Genomic DNA, 16007 nt, shown 5'->3' with positions numbered 1-16007 from the left:
GGTATGAACTAACGGCGGTTTTGACGCGGAATCGCCGCGACCAGCGTGTTAGCGCGCCTTCGCGCCCAGCTGGCGCGCCAGGTGCACCTGGTGCAACGTGATCTTGCGCACCTCGGCCTGGCTGGTCTGGATGTGGGTGCGTAGCAGCAAGGCGGCCTGGTCGCCGCGTTTGCGCTGGATCGCCTTGAGGATCTTGGCGTGCTCGTCGTAGGTGGCGTCGATGCGCGGTTGCTTGGTGAAGTCCAGCCGTCGGATCACGCGTATGCGTTCGGTCACGTCGCGGTGCACGCGCGCCATTTCTGCATTGCCTGCCGCCGCCACCAGCGCGCAGTGAAAGGCCTCGTCCCACTGCGCCACCTGCACGGTGTCGCTGCTGCGTTGGTCGGGGCTGACCAGCCAAATGGCGGCCAAGGCATCAAGCAGGCTGTTGTCGATCTTGAGCGCGCCATCGCACAGCCGGTGCGCGGCCGTGGTCTCCAGCACCATGCGCAGGTCATAGAGCTCCTCGAACTGGTTGAAGTCGAACGGCAGCACGCGCCAGCCGCTGCGAAACAGCACCTCGACAAACCCCTCCTGCTGCAACTTGAAGAGGGCCTGGCGCACCGGGGTACGTGAGACACCCAGGCGTTCGCTGATTTCGGTTTCGGTAAAACGGTCACCCGGCACCAGCTTGAATTCAGACACGTCGCGCTTGAGCTGCTCGTACACCTCGTCGGCACGCGAACGGTGGGCGGAGGCCTCGGCAAGGGCAGGAAGGCGGCTGGCGGCAATGTGCATGGCGAAACTCTAGCAGTGTTATTGCCGTGCCGGCGGGGTCGCCAGCAGAGACAGAAGGTGATCGCTGGTGGCCGTCCAGCCGACGATGGCGCCCTGGGCGCGCAGCATCTCGACGGCCGCCGTCTTGAATGCCGGAAAGTAGCTCTCGGTGCAGTCCTCCAGCAACAGGCAGTCATAGCCGCGGTCGTTGGCTTCACGCATGGAAGTCTGCACGCAGACCTCGGTGGTCACCCCCATGAACACCAGGTGTGTGATGCCTTCCTGCTGCAGCAGCTCGTGCAGCGGCGTGGCGTAAAAGGCGCCCTTTCCGGGTTTGTCGATGGCGATTTCGCCGGGCAGTGGAGCCAGCGCGGGGATGATCTGGTTGCCCGGCTCGCCGGCCACCAGGATGCGGCCCATCGGCCCGGCGTCGCCAATGCGCAGCGAGGGGTTGCCGCGGTGGCGTTTGGCGGGCGGGCAATCGGACAGGTCAGCCCGGTGCGCCTCCCGCGTGTGCACCACCAGGCCGCCTGCGTCGCGCCAGGCCGCCAGCACCGCCTGGCAGGCCGGCACGATGGCCGACAGCAGCGACACGTCATTACCCAGGCTCTCACCAAAGCCGCCGGGTTCGATGAAGTCGCGCTGCATGTCGATGATGACGAGGGCTGTGGACTTTAGCTCGAAGTTGTAGGGGAAGGGTTGGGCCTGGTCTAGTTGCATGATGGATTTAGTTGGGTTCATGCTGTCGCTGGAGTCATTGCCAGTGCGAGCTGTTGAGATGCTTCCTGCTGGCCGGGGGTAGCCCGGCGGCTACTCACTTTCTTTTGCTTCGCCAAAAGAAAGTAAGCAAAGAAAAGGCGACCCCGCTGACTGCGTCCCCCTTCGCTAACGCTACGGGGGCAACCTGCGGTGCTCGGTCCAGCCGGGGTCGAGCTCGAACTCGCTACGCTCAGACAATCGCTCGCCCTGATCCGTCTGGACCTCCGCTCCTCGGCGCATGCAGAAGGGGTGGGGGAATAAATACGGATACCGAAGCCGGGCACCGACGAGGACGCGCTTTGCGCGTCCTCGTCTCCCCGAATTTGTCTTTCCCCCCCCACCCGTCGGGCTGGGCCGAGGAGCGCAGGCAAAAGCGGATCAGGGCTCGCGATTGTCTGAGGCGAAGCCGAGTTCGAGCGAGACCCCGCTTTTGCCGAGCACCGCAGGTTGCCCGTAGCGAAGCGAAGGGACCCAGACCATCGGGTCGCCTTTTCTTTGGTGACTTTCTTTTGGCGAAGCAAAAGAAAGTTACTTGCCGCCGGGCAACCCCCGGCTTGCTGGCGACCCACGGAAGCAGGATTAGAGAAAACTTCAACATGCTCACCCCGAGCGGGCACGGGAACCGACAGCCGCAACAACTCCCGCACCAGGGCGAAGCCCGACTTGCAGGAAGAATCAAAAAAGCCGCTCACACCACAACCTCAGCCAAAGGTTGATGATGCCCCCCACCCATATGCGCCCCAAGAACCTGCCGCTCGGCATCCGCAGCAGAAGTTTCAAAAACAACCCGCCCTTCGCTCATCACCACGATGCGGTCGGCCAGCTCCAGCAATTCGTCCAGGTCTTCGCTGACCAGCAACACCGCGCCGCCGCGGTCACGCACACCCCGCAGGCGGGTGTGGATTTCCTTCACGGCGGCGAAGTCCAGGCCGAAGACCGGGTTGGCCGCAATGAGCACATCGATCTCGCCGTTGAGCTCGCGCGCCAGCACGGCGCGTTGTACATTGCCGCCCGAGAGACTGCGAATGGGCGCATTTTCTCCCTGGGTCTTGATGCCGTAGGCGGTAATCCACTCGCGTGCGCGGCTGCGCCAGGCGCCGAAACGCAGGCGCCCTCCCTGGCACAGCGGCGAGCGGTCGAAATCACGCAGCGCCATGTTCTCGGCCACGGAAAGTTCGCCCACGCAGGCATTGCGCAGCGGCTCCTCCGGCAGGCTGCGCACCTTCAGGCGGTGGTTTTCCTCGCGCCGTGCAGCATAAGGCTGGCCCTGCACCCTCACCATGCCGGCTGCGCGCTCGCGCTGGCCGACCAGGGCTTCGACCAGTTCACGCTGGCCATTGCCGGAGACGCCGGCAACGCCGAGGATCTCGCCGGCCGCGACGGTCAAGTTCAGGTCACGCACCGCGAGCGTGCCGCGGTCACCCATGACCTGCAGGCCACGGACCTCCAGTGACGCCTGCATTGCTATGAAATCAGTAGCACTTTGCGCCCGCAAAATAAGGGCTGGAGGCACTTTTTCTTCTGAATGGGGGCTTTCCGGCCGGGCAGCAGACGCATCACCGACCATGGCCTGGGCAAGCATGCCGGGGTCGGTGGAAGCGACAGCACAGTGGTGCACCGCCTTGCCGCGGCGCAACACCGTCACATCGTCGGCATACGCCATGACTTCGCGAAACTTGTGCGTGATGATGAGCACGGTGCACAGTCCGCTGCGCGCGAAGGCGCGCACATGGCCCAGCACCTCGTCGGCCTCCTGCGGTGTCAGCACCGAAGTCGGCTCGTCCAGGATCAGCAGGCGCGGCCGCAGATACAGCTGTTTGAGCAGTTCCAGCTTCTGCTTCTCGCCGGCCGCCATGTCCAGCGGGCGGGCGTCGAGGGCTAGCCGGAACGGTGTGGTCTGCAGGAAGGCCTCGAGTTCGGCGCGTTTTTCCCTCCAGTCGATGATGGCGGGCGTTTTGCCGCCGGCCAGCAGCAGGTTCTCGGCCACGGTCATACCGGGCGCCAGGGTGAAGTGCTGGTAGACCATGCCGATGCCCAGCGCGCGCGCCACCACGGGGTTGTCAATCGCCTGCTCGCGGCCGTCGATCAGGATGCTGCCTTCCGAAGGCCGCTGGAAACCCGCCACACATTTGACCAGCGTGCTTTTGCCGGCACCGTTTTCGCCGAGCAGCGCATGCACCGTGCCCGGCGCCACTTTCATGCTGACGCTGTCCAGTGCCGTGAAGCTGCCGAAGCGCATGCTCATCCGGTAGGTGTCCAGTGCCAACGCCCCGGTGACCGGCGGCAGGCTGCCGATGGCTGCGGTTGCGCTCATGGCGTGGCCAGTGCATCCAGCACCGCTTGCGACGGCGCGTGCGCGCCAAACACGCCGCCCTGCATGGTGATCATCTTCAGCGCGGCTTCATGGTTGCCCACGTCAGTGGCGGCGGTGCAGTCCGAGAGCACCAGGCATTCGAAACCGCGGTCGTTGGCTTCGCGCATGGTGGTGTGCACACACACGTCGGTGGTGATGCCGGTGAGGATCAGGTTGGCGATGCCGCGGGTGTGCAGGATCAACTCCAGGTCGGTGGCGCAGAAAGAGCCCTTGCCGGGTTTGTCGATGATGATTTCACCCGGCAGCGGTGCCAGCTCGGGAATGATCTCCCAGCCCGGTTCGCCGCGTACCAGGATGCGCCCCATCGGCCCGGCGTCGCCGATGCCCGTGCCGGCGGTACCGATCTGCCGCGAGCGCCAGCGCTTGTTGGCCGGCAGGTCGCTCAGGTCAGGCCTGTGGCCTTCCCGGGTGTGGATGAGGTGGTACCCTGCCCGGCGCATTGCGGCCATGAGTTTCTTCAAGGGTTCGATGGGCGCACGTGTGAGCGAAATGTCGTAACCCATCTTGTCCACGTAGCCGCCGGCGCCGCAGAAATCGGTCTGCATGTCGATCACCACCAGCGCGGTGTTGGCCGGCCGCAGGTCGCCGTTCCAGGGCCAGGGATAGGGGTTGGCTTGGACGAAACGTTCCATGGTCAGACCTCCGGTCCCTGGTAGCTGCGTGTCGGCGGCGCAAAGCCGCAGGAGGACCCGTCGGTCACGTCCACCTTCCACGGCAGCTGGTAGCGGCCGGCCAGCATGTCGCGCATGTAGGTGTAGGGGCAGTCCCGGGCGCCGCCCTTCACCGCCACATAACCGCGGTGGTAAAGCTGGTAGATGTTGTTTTCCACACCCCAGCCGCTGCGCGCCTCGCGCACCAGGTCGGGCCGCACTTCGGCGGTGATGATTTCGTCGGGGCGGTCACCACCTTCGGCCAGCACCGTGCCGTCGAAGTTGCAGAACATGCCCTCGCCCATGGAGTCGAAGGTGCCGTCGCTGCCGCACAGGCAGACACTGGCCGTCACGGCCAGGTTGGAAAAAGCATTGGCCTGGTTCGTGACTTTCCAGCTGTGGCGAATGGGCGCGGTGTAGCCGGCCGTGCGAATGATGATTTCAGCGCCTCTGTACGCGGCCTCGCGGGCCATCTCGGGGAACATGCCGTCGTGGCAGATGATGAGGGCCAGCTTGCTGCCGTTGGGGCCGTCGCACACCGGCACGCCGAGGTTGCCCGGCTCCCAGGGCTCAACCGGCACCCAGGGGTGCAACTTGCGGTAATAGAGCTTGATGGCCCCCAGGTCGTCGATGATCAGCCCGCTGTTGTAGGGGTTGCCGCCGGGGTTGGCTTCCATGATGGAAAAGCAGCCCCAGATCCTGTTGTCCACACAGGCCTGCTTGAAAGCCGCGACTTCAGGTCCGTCGAGCGTGCACATCAGGGCCGGGTCCATGCTCATCGACAGGCCGTGCAGCGCGTACTCCGGAAACACCACCAGGTCCATGGTGGACTGGTTGCGCCTGGCCTTGGCGACCATGGCGCAGATGCGCTGCGTCTGCGCAGCGAGCTGCTCCGGCGTCTCGACCACCGGTAGCTGCAGCTGCACCAGCCCCATGACCACGCCGTGCCTTGATTTGTTGAGTCCGCCCAGGCCGCTCATGGGAATACTCCTTATCTGGATGTGGAAGAAAGCTCGCCCGGGCTGCCGGCCGCCGTGGTGCCGGGCCGGCAGGTGATGACCAGGATCAGCAGGGTGAGCACATAGGGAACGATGTTGAACAGGTGATAGCCCCAGCTGATGCCGACCGACTGCAGGGCCGGCCCGATGGCACCGGCGCCACCGAACAGCAAAGCCGCCCCCACGCAGCGCAGCGGGCTCCAGCGCGCAAAAATCACCAGCGCCACCGCGATCAAGCCCTGGCCGCTGGAGATGCCTTCATTCCAGCTGCCGGGGTAAAACAGGGTGAGCGAAGCCCCGCCCAGACCCGCCACCATGCCCCCGGCCGCCGTGGCCGCAATGAGGATGCCCGCCACGGAATAACCCAGCGCGCGCGTGGCCAGGGCCGAGTCGCCGGCCATGCGCACCAGCAGGCCGGCACGCGTGTTGGCAAATGCCCACCAGAGCGCCACCGCCAGGGCCAGCCCGATGGGCACCAGCGCATTGACCTGTAGAGCTGAACGCACAGCAGCCGAATCGCTCCAGTTGCCCAACGCAATGGCAGGCAGTTGCGCTGCCTGCGGCTGGATCAGCGGCTTGCCCAGGTAAAACGCCAGGCCGGTGCCCAGCAACATCAGCGCAATGCCAGTGGCAATGTCGTTCACCCGCGGCAGCGAACACAGCACACCGTGCAAGGTGGCCAGCAGCCCGCCGGTGGCGGCCGCTGCCAGCACGCCGATCCACGGCGAGCCACTGAGATGGGAAGCGCCGAAGGCCGACATGGCCGAAAGCACCAGCACACCTTCCAGGCCGAGGTTGATACGGCCGGATTTTTCGGTGATGCATTCGCCCAGGCTGACAAACAGGAAAGGCGCACCCACGCGCAGGGCACCGCCGACAATGCCGGCCAGGAAAATGAGGAGCTGGTCGGCGGTCATGACTTGTCGTTGCGGGCTTGATCCGCCATGCCTGGTGCCGGGGTCAAGCCGGGAATGACGATGGGAGAGGGCTCGGAGGGGCCGAAGCGGCTAAGGCGCAAGAACAGGGCTTTCCAGTCCGTATCGCGCAGCGCTTCGCTGGCCAAGATCAGCACGAAGGCGATACCCTGCAGCAGCAGCACCGACGCATCGGGCAAGCCCAGGCGCCGCTGCAGCAGGCTGCCCGCTGCACCGAAGCCGCCGAACAGGATGGCGACCGGAATCACCGCCACCGGGTGATGACGCGCGATGAAAGACACCAGGATGCCCGCATAACCATAACCGGCAATCAGCGCCACGTTGGCATTGGTGTGTACCGCCGCAACTTCGATGGCACCGGCCAGCCCCGCGCCGGCACCGCCGAGCGCGCAGGCCAGCAGGATCAGCCTGGACGCGGGCAAACCCACCAGCTGCGCGGCGCGCGGGTTGCCGCCCACCACACGAACGGCAAAGCCGGACGGGGTCAGGCGAAACCACAGGCCGGCCGCCAGGCAGGCCAGCACACCGATAACCAGGCCCCAGTGCACGTCGGAGCCGGCGATGCCGCTGATGCGCAAGCCCTCGGCCAGCGCAAAGGTGGAAGGCTTGTTCAGGCTGGACGGGTCGCGCAGCGGCCCTTCCACGAGGTGTTTGAACAGGCCAATAGCTACATAGGCCAGCAGCAGGCTGCTGATGGTTTCGTTGATGCCCCGGTACTGGCGCAGCCAGCCCGCCAGTGCAATCCACAATGCGCCTGCGGCCGCGGCCGCAAGGCACACCAGCACGGTGCCCGCAAGGTTGGCCGGCAGCGGCAACGCCTGGGCCAGCCCCGCGCAGGCCAGCCCGCCCAGCACCAACGCGCCCTCGCCGCCAATCACCACCAGCCCGGCGCGTGCAGGAATGGCCACGCACAGCGCCGTGAGCATCAGGGGTGCGGCGCGCTGCAGCGTGTTCTGCCACGAGTACCAGTCACCGAAGGCACCCTTGAACAGCAGCAGCCAGACCTCCAGCGGATTGACACCCGCGAACCAGACGAACAGGCCGAACAGCAGCAGCGCTGCTGCGATGGCAGCTGTGGGCAGCAGGAAGTTGGCGAGGGAATTGCGCATGAGCTTGGCGTCAGCGACCGACGTGCCTGTTCAGGGCCATCGCGGAACCGGCTTTGCCGGGCCGCTGGTGGCGCCCCCTTGAGGGGGAAGTGCCGAAGGCGCTTCGGGGGTGTTCGTCAAACACTGCCGACGACGCCTTCAACCAGGTAGTTCATCTTCTCCAGTTCAAGATCGGTCTGCTTGAAGACCTTGCCGGCCGGAACGATGGTGCCGCCCTTGTTGTCCTTGAGCGGACCCTTGAAGATGTCGAAGCTGCCGGCCATCATCTGCGCCTTGATGCCGTCGGCCTGCTTCTTTGCGGCATCGGTCACCATGGAGCCGTAGGCCGATGCCTTCACGTAACCATCTTTCAGGCCACCGCGGATGAAGTTGGGATGCGGCTTGCCGCTGCGTGCCGCCTCGATGAAGGTGGTGTAGGCCGTAAGCCAGTTCCACTCTGCACCGGTCAGGTAGGCCTGCGGAGCCAGCTTGGCCTGGCTGGCGTGGTAGCCGCAGACCATCTTGCCGCGCTTGGCGGCTGTTTCCACGATGACCTTGGGACCGTCTACGTGCATGGTGAAAACGTCCACACCCTGGTCGGCCAGGCTGTTGGTGGCTTCGGCCTCCTTCACGGGCATCGACCAGTCGCCGGTGAAGATCACGCTGGTGGTGATGCCGGGCTTCACGGAGCGCGCACCCATGGTGAAGGCATTGATGTTGCGCAGCACTTGCGGGATCGGCTTGGCGGCGATGAAACCGATCTTGCCGCTTTTGCTCATGTGGCCGGCGATCACACCGTTCAGGTATTGACACTCATCGATATAACCAAAAAAGCTGGCGGTATTTTTGGGGTGCTTGCCTTCCGTCCACATGCCGCCGCAATGGGCAAAACGCGCCTCGGGAAACTTGGCTGCCACCGCCAGCATGTGCGGATCGAAATAACCGAAGGAGGTCGGAAACACCAGGCTGGCGCCGTCCTGCGCAATCATGCCGGTCATGCTTTTCTGCACGGCAGCGGTCTCGGGCACGTTCTCTTCTTCAACCACTTTCACGCCCGGCATTTTCTTGAGCGCAGCGGCGGCCTCGGCCTGGGCCTGGTTGTAGCCGTAGTCGTCGCGCGGTCCGACGTAGATCACGCCGACGGTGATGGGCTTTTGCGCAAACGACAGCGGACTGGCAGCAACAGCGCCGAGCGCAGCCAGGGTCTTGATCGAATCGCGGCGATTAAGGAAGTTGCTCATGGTCAATGCTCCAGGGGTTAAAAGTTGAAAGGTTGAGGGTTAAGGAGTCGAAAGGTCAGGGAATGAAACTCAGGAAAGAAGGCTCACGTGGGCGGCGACCACGCGCCAGCCGTCGGGCGTGCGCAGCCAGGTCTGGCTCTGCCGGCCGGTTTTGGCGCTGCCGGCACGCTGGAACTCGACATTGGCTGTCGCCATGTCGGAGCCATAGGTTGTGATCACGGTTTTCAGCAGGCTGCGCTCCAGCCCCTGCGAAGGCCGTCCCGCCCGGAAGGCCTGGATGTCGGCGTAGCCATAGAGGTTTTCCGTTGTGCCGTAACGCAGCGTGTGCGGGCTGTTCCAGAACAGCTCATCGAGCACGGCCACGTCATTGCCGGTCAGGGCTTTTTCGTAACGCTCGAACTGAGCCGTGACTTCGGCCAGGACATCGGGAAGGTTGATGGCGAGCATGGGGCTTAGAGTTGAACGGGCTGGACACGGGCTACGCCGGCATCACTGAGAATTTTTGCTGCACGAAAAGCGAGGTCTTCGCGCCACGGCGCGGCGATCAGCTGCACACCGACCGGCAAACCGCCGGTGCCGGTAGGCCACAGCGGCGCGGTAACAACGGGACAGCCGGCAAAAGACACCGGTTGGGTCAACAGACCCAGGGAGGGCCGGCAGGGCTGCTGCGTACCGTTGATGTCCAGCCACTCGGTGCCGATGACCGGCGCACTGACCGATGTGGCGGCGGTGAGCAGTACATCCCAGTCGCGAAACAGCGCGTTGACCTTGTCGCGGTAGGCCCGGCGAAAACGTTGCGCACGGAGATACCAGTCCACCGGCTGCAGGGCGCCGGCGATAAAGCGGTCCACCGAAAGCGGCTCGAAGTCGTCGGCACGGGTGCGCAGTTCATTCAGGTGCAGGCTACCGCCTTCGCTCGCCGTGATGATGAAGGCGGCGGCGCGCGCCAGGGCGGCGTCGGGCCAGGTCACCTCGGCTTGCGCTCCCAGAGTGCTGGCCGCCAGCGCGACCACCTCGCGCGCCGCTGGCGTGGCGTTGTCGTGAAAATAGCCGCCCAGCACGCCGATGCGCAGGCCCGCCGTCCCGCGGCCAAGCAGCGGCATGACTGGCTGCACGCGCAGGGCCTGGCAGCCGGGGTCCAGCGCGTCGGGGCTTTGAAGCGCGTCGTAGGCCAGCGCCAGTCCGGCAAGACTGTCCGCCAGCGGCCCCAGGTGATCAATGCTGTGCACAAACGGGTAAGACCCTCGGCGCGACAGCCGACCGAAGGTCGGCTTGAGGCCCCAGACACCGCACAGCGAGGCCGGAACGCGGATGGAACCGTTGGTGTCCGACCCGAGCGAAACCGGCACCTGCCCGGCGGCCACCGCGGCGCCGGAGCCGCCCGACGAACCACCGGCGATGCGCGTGAGATCGTGCGGGTTGCGGCAGGGGCCGTAATGCGTGTTCTCAGTGGTGAAACCGTAGGCGTATTCATCCATGTTCAGCCCGCCCACCAGCACGGCGCCAGCGGCCTTCATCTGCTGCACCAGAAAGGCGTCGGATGCCGCGGCCGGATCGCCGCGGTTGACGATGGAGCCGGCCAGTGTCACGACACCTTCAATGTCGAACAGGTTCTTCACCGCATAAGGCACACCGGCCAAAGGCCCCAGGGGCTGCGAAGCGGCCCGCCGCGCATCGACGGCGTCGGCTTCTGCCCGGGCACGCGCCTGCGTTTTTTCCGTGAAAGCGTTGACCCGGCCGTCGGTGGATTCAATCCGCGCCAGGCTGGCGTCCAGCAGTTCACGCGCGCTGACCTTGCCGGAAGCAACCGCTCGGGCCATCGCAGCAGCGTCAGATGCTATTGTTTTCATAGCTGTTTATGACCGTCGTCATTGGGCGGGAAGGCTGCCGGCCTGTATATTTCCGCAAGCTCGTCGTGCGCCGTCAGTGGCACGGCTTCCAGCAGCGCCGCCATGGCGGCCGTGCGCTGCAGGTTCGCGGCCACACGCTGGGTGCGCGCCGCGTCAAGCGGCAGCTTCAGCAATGCAGCCGTGCTTTCAACATAAGCAAGCATGCGGGTGTCATTCATGGTTGTCTGAGCTACTGCCGTTCAGCGCCGGACCTCGCGCTGGAAGATTTCCAGGCTGCGCTTCTTGGTGCTGATGAAGCCTGCTTCGGAAAGTGTCTCCACCGTGCGTGGCCGGGCATCGTTGTAGGGCAGGATTTCTGCCACACGGGTGGGCCGCTTGGTCAGCAGCAGCACCTGATCGGCCAGGTAGACGGCCTCCTCGAGGTCGTGCGACACCAGCAGCATGGTGGTGCCGGTCTGCATGAACACCTCCTGCAGCTTCTCGCGGATGAACAGCGTCATCTCGAAGTCGAGGGCCGAGAAAGGCTCGTCCAGGAACAGCACTTCGGGGTTGTTGGCCAGCGCCCGCATGATGGAAGCGGTCTGCTGCTGTCCTCCCGAGAGTTCATAGGGGTAGCGCTTGAGATCAAACTTCACATCAAACGACGCCACCAACTCAGCCATGCGCCTGTCCACCTCGGCCTTGGACTTGCCTTCGAGTTTGAGCGGGTAGGCGATGTTGTCGATGGTGCGCATCCACGGGAACATCGCTTCGCGGTAGTTCTGGAACACGTAACCGATCTTGGTGTCTTTCAGCGACTTGCCGTCGAACAGGATCTCACCGGCGTCGATAGGCACCAGCCCGGCGATCATGTTGATCAGTGTGGACTTGCCGCAGCCGTTGGGACCAAACACCGACACGATCTTGTGTTTCGGGATATCGAGATTGAAGTCCTCGTAAAGCGGCCACCCGGCGAAATATTTAGTCAGGCCGCGTATGGTGATGTGCGTGCCGGCCGGTCCCGGCTGGAACTCGCGCACAGGCACATCGGCAAACACCGGGGCGTTGATTACAGCGGACATATTGAACTCCGGCGGGGTGCTTGTGGAAGCGAGGTAGTAAGTAACTCAGGGGTTTCTTCAGACCAGCAGGGGCCGCGGAACCGGCTTCGCCGGGCCGCAGGCGCAGCGGCCCCCTCGGGGGGCAGCGCAGTACGCGAAGCGACAAGCGTGGGGGCCATATCTACCTGCCACTCCAGTGAACAATCCGGCGCTCCACAACCAGGAACAGGATGTTGAGCGCGTAACCCAGTGCACCGGCGGCCAGGATCGACGCGTACATGTCCTTCACATTCATCACTTGCTGTGAGTTGATGATGCGGTTTCCCAGGCCGGTGTCAGCGCCGATGAACATTTCCGCGACGATCACGATCACCAGCGCCATGGACACGGCCGAACGCAGGCCGACAAAACTCGGCTGCAGGCTTTCCCAAATCAGCACGTCCTTGAACACCTGCCAGCGGGAAGCCCCCATGACCTTGGCCGCCATCACGCGCTGCTTGCGTGCGTTGATCACGCCGTAGGCACTGTTGAAAACCACAATCAGCAGCGCACCGAAAGCAGCAATCGCCACCTTGTTGATGTCGGACACGCCAAAGATCATCAGAAACAAAGGAATCAGCGCCGAGGAAGGTGTGGAGCGGAAGAAATCGATCAGGAACTCGACGCTGCGGTAGGCCTTCTCGTTGCTGCCAAGCAGCACACCCAGTGGCATGCCGACCGCGGCGGCAATCATGAAGGCCTGCACCGTGCGCCACACAGTGACCGCAAAGTCCTTGAGCAGCGGCCCGCCGGCAAGCCCACTGACCAATGCCCCCAACGCGTCCAGCGGGGGTGGCAGCAAAATGGCCTTGATGAAGCCCAGACGCACCACCAGGTCCCAGACGATGAAGAGCACCACCGGGCCGATGAAGGGCAGGACCCTGTCGAGCGCCGGCGTGCGCTGCACAACAGCCGCCAGTCTGCTGGCCGGTGGCGCCCAGGGCTTGGCGGTCGCTTCCGGCACCGCCGTTGCGGAAGGGGTGGTGGTCATCTTGTTCAGCCCTTGTAGAGCATCGAATCCACCATGAGGCGCGACGTGAAGATGCCTTTTTCCGAGAACAGGTCGAAGAACTTCTGGAAGTGCGCCACGTCGGCGGGCGTGAACTCGTTGTACATGGTGTAGGCCGCGAGTGGCACCTCGCCGGTCAGTGCACCTTCGATGGCGGTGTAGCCCTTGAGGTATTTCCTTGCCTCGACGGACTTGGTGCGAACATAGTTCACGCCCTTGCCGTAGGCGGCGATGAACTTCTTTGCCGCGTCCGGGTTCTTCTTGATGAATTCCGAAGACAACGAAGCCGAACCGCCGAACCAGGGTGCCATCGGGTCGCCAAGCACGTAGCGGGCAATCACGCCGGGCTCCAGCACGCGCGTGGTGCCGTTCATGCGACCTATGGTCCCGGTGGGCTCCAACGTGTAGGCACCATCGACCTGGCCGGCGGCGAGCGCGGCCACATGCTGGCCGATGGGCAGTTCCACCACGGTGGCGCCGGTGGCGCCGCCGCGTTCAAGCACGGTCTTGGCCAGCGTCACATTCTGGATGCCCGGGCCGGACGCGACACGTTTGCCTTTCAGGTCGGCCATGGTCTTGGCCGGGCTGTTGACAGGCACGATCACTTCGTCCAGTACGTTCTTTGCATTGCTGGGGTTGGAGCAGAAAATCTTGAAGGTACCGGGCTGGGCGATTTCGCCAATGGCGATGTTGGCCGAGCCGGTTCCGTTAGAGGTGCCGTCGGCACGGCCCGAGAGCACTGCCTCCATCACCTGCTGGGCGCCCGCAAACTTGAGCGCCTCGACGTCAAGCCCGGCTTCCTTGAAGTAGCCCAGCTCGATGGCCGAATAGAACGGCAGGCCGGCGGCGATGGGCCAGTAGCCGATGCGGATCTTGGGGCCTGACTGCGCACGCACGATAGCAGGCGCGCCCAGCACGCCCAACGCTGCGCTGGTTGCGCCGGCCTTCAACAGGGTGCGGCGGGTGGAATGGTTGGCTTGGCTCATGAGTCTCTCCTGGTAGGTAATGGATGAAAACGGGTCAAAGGTTGGCAACTTTCAAGGAAGCAATGTAGGCGCGCCATCCGCCCAGATGCGAGATGTCCTGCGCACCGTGCAGGGCTTCGGGTTCGCATAAAAAGCCCTGGACCGTGCTGCCGTCGCCCAGCTCCAGGGTGCCTATGCCCAAGGGTGTGGGAACCAGCGCCACAAAGGAACCATAGGCGCTGAGTGGCATCTCCCAGACCTCAAGGGCAATACGCGCACCCCGCCCGGCAGCAACACGCAGCAGCCCAGGCTTGGGCGGTGTGGTACCCGGCAGGGCAAACAGCTTGTAATGCGGTGCGGTTTCCGCGGGGCCGGCCAGAGCGGCGCCGCGTTCGGTCAATTGGGTATTCAGGGGCATGCCGGAAAGGTGTGCGCCGACAACGGCCACTTTCACTGTGGCCGGCTTGCAAATGCCGGCAATGGACCGCATGGCTGGCAGGGATGCATCGGTGGCGCCTTGCCTCAGGCCGGTGGCATGGTGGTACCTCTGACCTAGGTCCGCCAGCTGCCAGTCGCTGCCGCACGGTGCGATCAGCGTGATGCCAAAGGGCAGGCCGTCGGGGCGCATGGCACTGGGCACTGACAGCGCTGCGTAGTCGAGCAGGTTCACAAAGTTGGTGTAGGCACCGAGCTTGCGGTTCAGTGCCACGGGGTCCTGCTTCATCTGGGCAATCGTGTAATGCGTGGGAGCTGTCGGCACCACCAGCAGGTCTATGTTGGCCCCCACGCTCCCAACTGCGTGTGGATCCGGGTACTCGCTGCCCCTTTCATGGGTGCAAGGGGCTGGCCTTGCTTGGGGCGGCCCTTCGCTGCGGCCGTTGGCGGAACAAGACCACATCGCGTCGGCCTGCTGGCCCAGGCGTTTCAGCTCGGTCTGCACCGCGTAAAGATCCGCCGCGCTGTAGGCGCGGCCTGCGGCGATGATGCTGCGCACCGGCTCAATCACCTCGTCCTCATGGGTATCGAAGAAGCTGCGGATGGCGGTGTAGCGCTCGGCCACGAGCGCGCTTTCATAGAGCAGGGCCGCCACCTGGGCCAGCGGCGCGAAGTCGATGGGCACCGGCGTGCCGCCCAGGGACTGCAACCGCATCACAGCCTCTGCAAACGCGGCTTCGGCGGCGCGATCGCCATAAAACTCCAGGCTGGCTGGAACACCAAAACGGAAAGCTGCTGCAAACGGTGCACTGGCCAGCACCAGCTTTCGCGAATAGGGGTCGAGTGCGTCATGGCCCATCGCAGCTTCCAGCACCTGCACCGCTGTGGCCACGGTTCGCGCAAAGATGGACACGCAGTCCACGCTTTGCGCCGCAGGCACAACACCGCGGGCGCTGATCAGTCCGCGCGAAGGCTTGAGGCCGACGATGTTGTTGAGGCCGGCCGGCACACGGCCGGAGCCTGCCGTGTCCGTGCCCAGCGCAAAGTCCACCTGCCCGGTGGCCACCACATAGGCCGAACCGGAGCTGGAGCCGCCTGATACATAGGCGGGATTAAACGCATTGGGCACCGCCCCAAACGGCGAACGGGTACCGTTCAGGCCGCAGGCGAACTGGTCGAGATTGGTTTTTCCTGCCAGCTGCGCACCAGCATCGAGCAGTTTCTGCACAACAAAAGCGCTGACCGGGGGCGTGTAGGCAAAGGCCGGGCAGCCGGCCGTGGTCGGCAGACCTGCAGCGTCGATGTTGTCCTTGGCCGCGAAAGTCAAGCCTGCGAGCGCCCCGGATGAAGCCGCCTGCGTGCCCGCTGCCGGTGGCGCAGGACGGTGGATCCAGGCCTGCGGCGCAAGCGGACTGCCGCCTGCGGGTGCGGACGCGTGCTCCGGTAAGGACGGTTTGCCGGTCACATCAGGGGTTAATGAAACTTGCACCAATTTAAAGCATCCATACTTGTGTACAAGATGAGATGCAAGGTGCATGCCAAGTAACGCAGAGGCCTGCGTGACGTGTACTTCTGCCTGGCTTCTGGTCGGAAATTACTCGCCGATCGGTATCCGCTATTAAAAGCGTAGCTGCTGATGCCCGTGCAATAAGGGCCACAGGCAGATTTTCTTCAAATTGAGCAAGGTGGGCCGAATTTTGGCATCTACCGACTTGCCGTGCGAGGGAAGGCCCGGTGCGGCCCGCCGGGACGCACGGCCCATACGCAGGCATACACAACGCCGGCCTGTGAGCAGCCCCGAGTCCTAAGGAAGCGCTGAATAAGTCCTTGCGGATGTGCGGCAGCCGGATCGGGATGGGATTGCCAAG

Annotated in this window: 15 protein-coding genes; all 15 read right to left on the bottom strand. The window is 64.4% G+C overall.

The features are described from left to right. Positions 1 to 48: 48 nt before the first annotated feature. The gene (locus B0B52_RS03760; protein WP_077592283.1) at positions 49 to 777 is read right to left on the bottom strand and encodes a GntR family transcriptional regulator; all 729 of its coding nucleotides are present in this window, start codon (positions 775 to 777) and stop codon (positions 49 to 51) included. A gap of 18 nt (positions 778 to 795) precedes the next feature. After that, on the bottom strand, positions 796 to 1476 hold the full coding sequence (locus tag B0B52_RS03755; RefSeq protein WP_077592282.1) for a cysteine hydrolase family protein: 681 nt from the start codon (positions 1474 to 1476) through the stop codon (positions 796 to 798). Between the two features lie 727 nt (positions 1477 to 2203). Further along, positions 2204 to 3829, bottom strand: a complete 1626-nt coding sequence (locus tag B0B52_RS03745; RefSeq protein ID WP_077592281.1) for an ABC transporter ATP-binding protein — start codon at positions 3827 to 3829, stop codon at positions 2204 to 2206. Further along, entirely contained in the window at positions 3826 to 4521 is a 696-nt protein-coding gene (locus B0B52_RS03740; RefSeq protein ID WP_077592280.1) for a cysteine hydrolase family protein, read from the bottom strand. Before B0B52_RS03740 ends, B0B52_RS03745 begins: the two co-directional genes overlap by 4 nt. A 2-nt stretch (positions 4522 to 4523) precedes the next feature. Then, a complete protein-coding gene (locus B0B52_RS03735; RefSeq protein WP_077592279.1) occupies positions 4524 to 5519 on the bottom strand; it encodes a formamidase in 996 nt (331 codons plus the stop codon). Between the two features lie 11 nt (positions 5520 to 5530). After that, entirely contained in the window at positions 5531 to 6454 is a 924-nt protein-coding gene (locus B0B52_RS03730) for an ABC transporter permease (RefSeq protein ID WP_077592278.1), read from the bottom strand. Further along, positions 6451 to 7581, bottom strand: coding sequence for an ABC transporter permease (locus B0B52_RS03725; protein WP_077592277.1), 1131 nt, complete (start codon positions 7579 to 7581; stop codon positions 6451 to 6453). The genes B0B52_RS03730 and B0B52_RS03725 overlap by 4 nt, the downstream gene beginning before the upstream one ends. A 116-nt stretch (positions 7582 to 7697) precedes the next feature. Beyond that, positions 7698 to 8801 (bottom strand): BMP family ABC transporter substrate-binding protein, encoded by a 1104-nt coding sequence (locus tag B0B52_RS03720; RefSeq protein ID WP_077592276.1) that lies wholly within the window; start codon positions 8799 to 8801, stop codon positions 7698 to 7700. A 69-nt stretch (positions 8802 to 8870) separates the two neighbouring features. Then, positions 8871 to 9248, bottom strand: coding sequence for an oxalurate catabolism protein HpxZ (gene hpxZ / locus B0B52_RS03715; protein ID WP_077592275.1), 378 nt, complete (start codon positions 9246 to 9248; stop codon positions 8871 to 8873). 5 nt (positions 9249 to 9253) lie between these two features. Next, the gene (locus B0B52_RS03710; RefSeq protein ID WP_077592274.1) at positions 9254 to 10651 is read right to left on the bottom strand and encodes an AtzE family amidohydrolase; all 1398 of its coding nucleotides are present in this window, start codon (positions 10649 to 10651) and stop codon (positions 9254 to 9256) included. Continuing rightward, entirely contained in the window at positions 10648 to 10869 is a 222-nt protein-coding gene (locus tag B0B52_RS03705) for a DUF4089 domain-containing protein (protein ID WP_077592273.1), read from the bottom strand. Before B0B52_RS03705 ends, B0B52_RS03710 begins: the two co-directional genes overlap by 4 nt. 21 nt (positions 10870 to 10890) lie before the next feature. Continuing rightward, the gene (locus B0B52_RS03700) at positions 10891 to 11712 is read right to left on the bottom strand and encodes an ABC transporter ATP-binding protein (RefSeq protein ID WP_077592272.1); all 822 of its coding nucleotides are present in this window, start codon (positions 11710 to 11712) and stop codon (positions 10891 to 10893) included. A gap of 160 nt (positions 11713 to 11872) precedes the next feature. Beyond that, positions 11873 to 12721 carry an ABC transporter permease gene (locus B0B52_RS03695; RefSeq protein ID WP_077592271.1) on the bottom strand — a complete coding sequence of 283 codons (849 nt, stop codon included), beginning with the start codon at positions 12719 to 12721 and terminating at the stop codon, positions 11873 to 11875. Positions 12722 to 12726: 5 nt separating this feature from the next. Then, positions 12727 to 13725, bottom strand: coding sequence for an ABC transporter substrate-binding protein (locus tag B0B52_RS03690; protein ID WP_077592270.1), 999 nt, complete (start codon positions 13723 to 13725; stop codon positions 12727 to 12729). Between the two features lie 34 nt (positions 13726 to 13759). Then, on the bottom strand, positions 13760 to 15604 hold the full coding sequence (locus B0B52_RS03685) for an allophanate hydrolase (RefSeq protein WP_371327364.1): 1845 nt from the start codon (positions 15602 to 15604) through the stop codon (positions 13760 to 13762). Between the last annotated feature and the right edge of the window lie 403 nt (positions 15605 to 16007).

Origin of the sequence: Polaromonas sp. A23, from assembly GCF_002001015.1 — a bacterium.
Lineage (GTDB): Bacteria > Pseudomonadota > Gammaproteobacteria > Burkholderiales > Burkholderiaceae_C > Polaromonas.
Note: the sequence above shows the minus strand (reverse complement) of the source record. Positions and strands in the feature narration are given on the sequence as shown.

Bases quoted from the DNA above. Each gene is read 5' to 3' on its own strand.
- B0B52_RS03720 (WP_077592276.1), bottom strand. From the start codon at position 8,801: ATGAGCAACTTCCTTAATCGCCGCGATTCGATCAAGACCCTGGCTGCG.
- hpxZ (WP_077592275.1), bottom strand. From the start codon at position 9,248: ATGCTCGCCATCAACCTTCCCGATGTCCTGGCCGAAGTCACGGCTCAG.
- B0B52_RS03725 (WP_077592277.1), bottom strand. From the start codon at position 7,581: ATGCGCAATTCCCTCGCCAACTTCCTGCTGCCCACAGCTGCCATCGCA.
- B0B52_RS03710 (WP_077592274.1), bottom strand. From the start codon at position 10,651: ATGAAAACAATAGCATCTGACGCTGCTGCGATGGCCCGAGCGGTTGCT.
- B0B52_RS03690 (WP_077592270.1), bottom strand. From the start codon at position 13,725: ATGAGCCAAGCCAACCATTCCACCCGCCGCACCCTGTTGAAGGCCGGC.
- B0B52_RS03700 (WP_077592272.1), bottom strand. From the start codon at position 11,712: ATGTCCGCTGTAATCAACGCCCCGGTGTTTGCCGATGTGCCTGTGCGC.
- B0B52_RS03760 (WP_077592283.1), bottom strand. From the start codon at position 777: ATGCACATTGCCGCCAGCCGCCTTCCTGCCCTTGCCGAGGCCTCCGCC.
- B0B52_RS03705 (WP_077592273.1), bottom strand. From the start codon at position 10,869: ATGAATGACACCCGCATGCTTGCTTATGTTGAAAGCACGGCTGCATTG.
- B0B52_RS03735 (WP_077592279.1), bottom strand. From the start codon at position 5,519: ATGAGCGGCCTGGGCGGACTCAACAAATCAAGGCACGGCGTGGTCATG.
- B0B52_RS03695 (WP_077592271.1), bottom strand. From the start codon at position 12,721: ATGACCACCACCCCTTCCGCAACGGCGGTGCCGGAAGCGACCGCCAAG.
- B0B52_RS03730 (WP_077592278.1), bottom strand. From the start codon at position 6,454: ATGACCGCCGACCAGCTCCTCATTTTCCTGGCCGGCATTGTCGGCGGT.
- B0B52_RS03745 (WP_077592281.1), bottom strand. From the start codon at position 3,829: ATGAGCGCAACCGCAGCCATCGGCAGCCTGCCGCCGGTCACCGGGGCG.
- B0B52_RS03755 (WP_077592282.1), bottom strand. From the start codon at position 1,476: ATGCAACTAGACCAGGCCCAACCCTTCCCCTACAACTTCGAGCTAAAG.
- B0B52_RS03740 (WP_077592280.1), bottom strand. From the start codon at position 4,521: ATGGAACGTTTCGTCCAAGCCAACCCCTATCCCTGGCCCTGGAACGGC.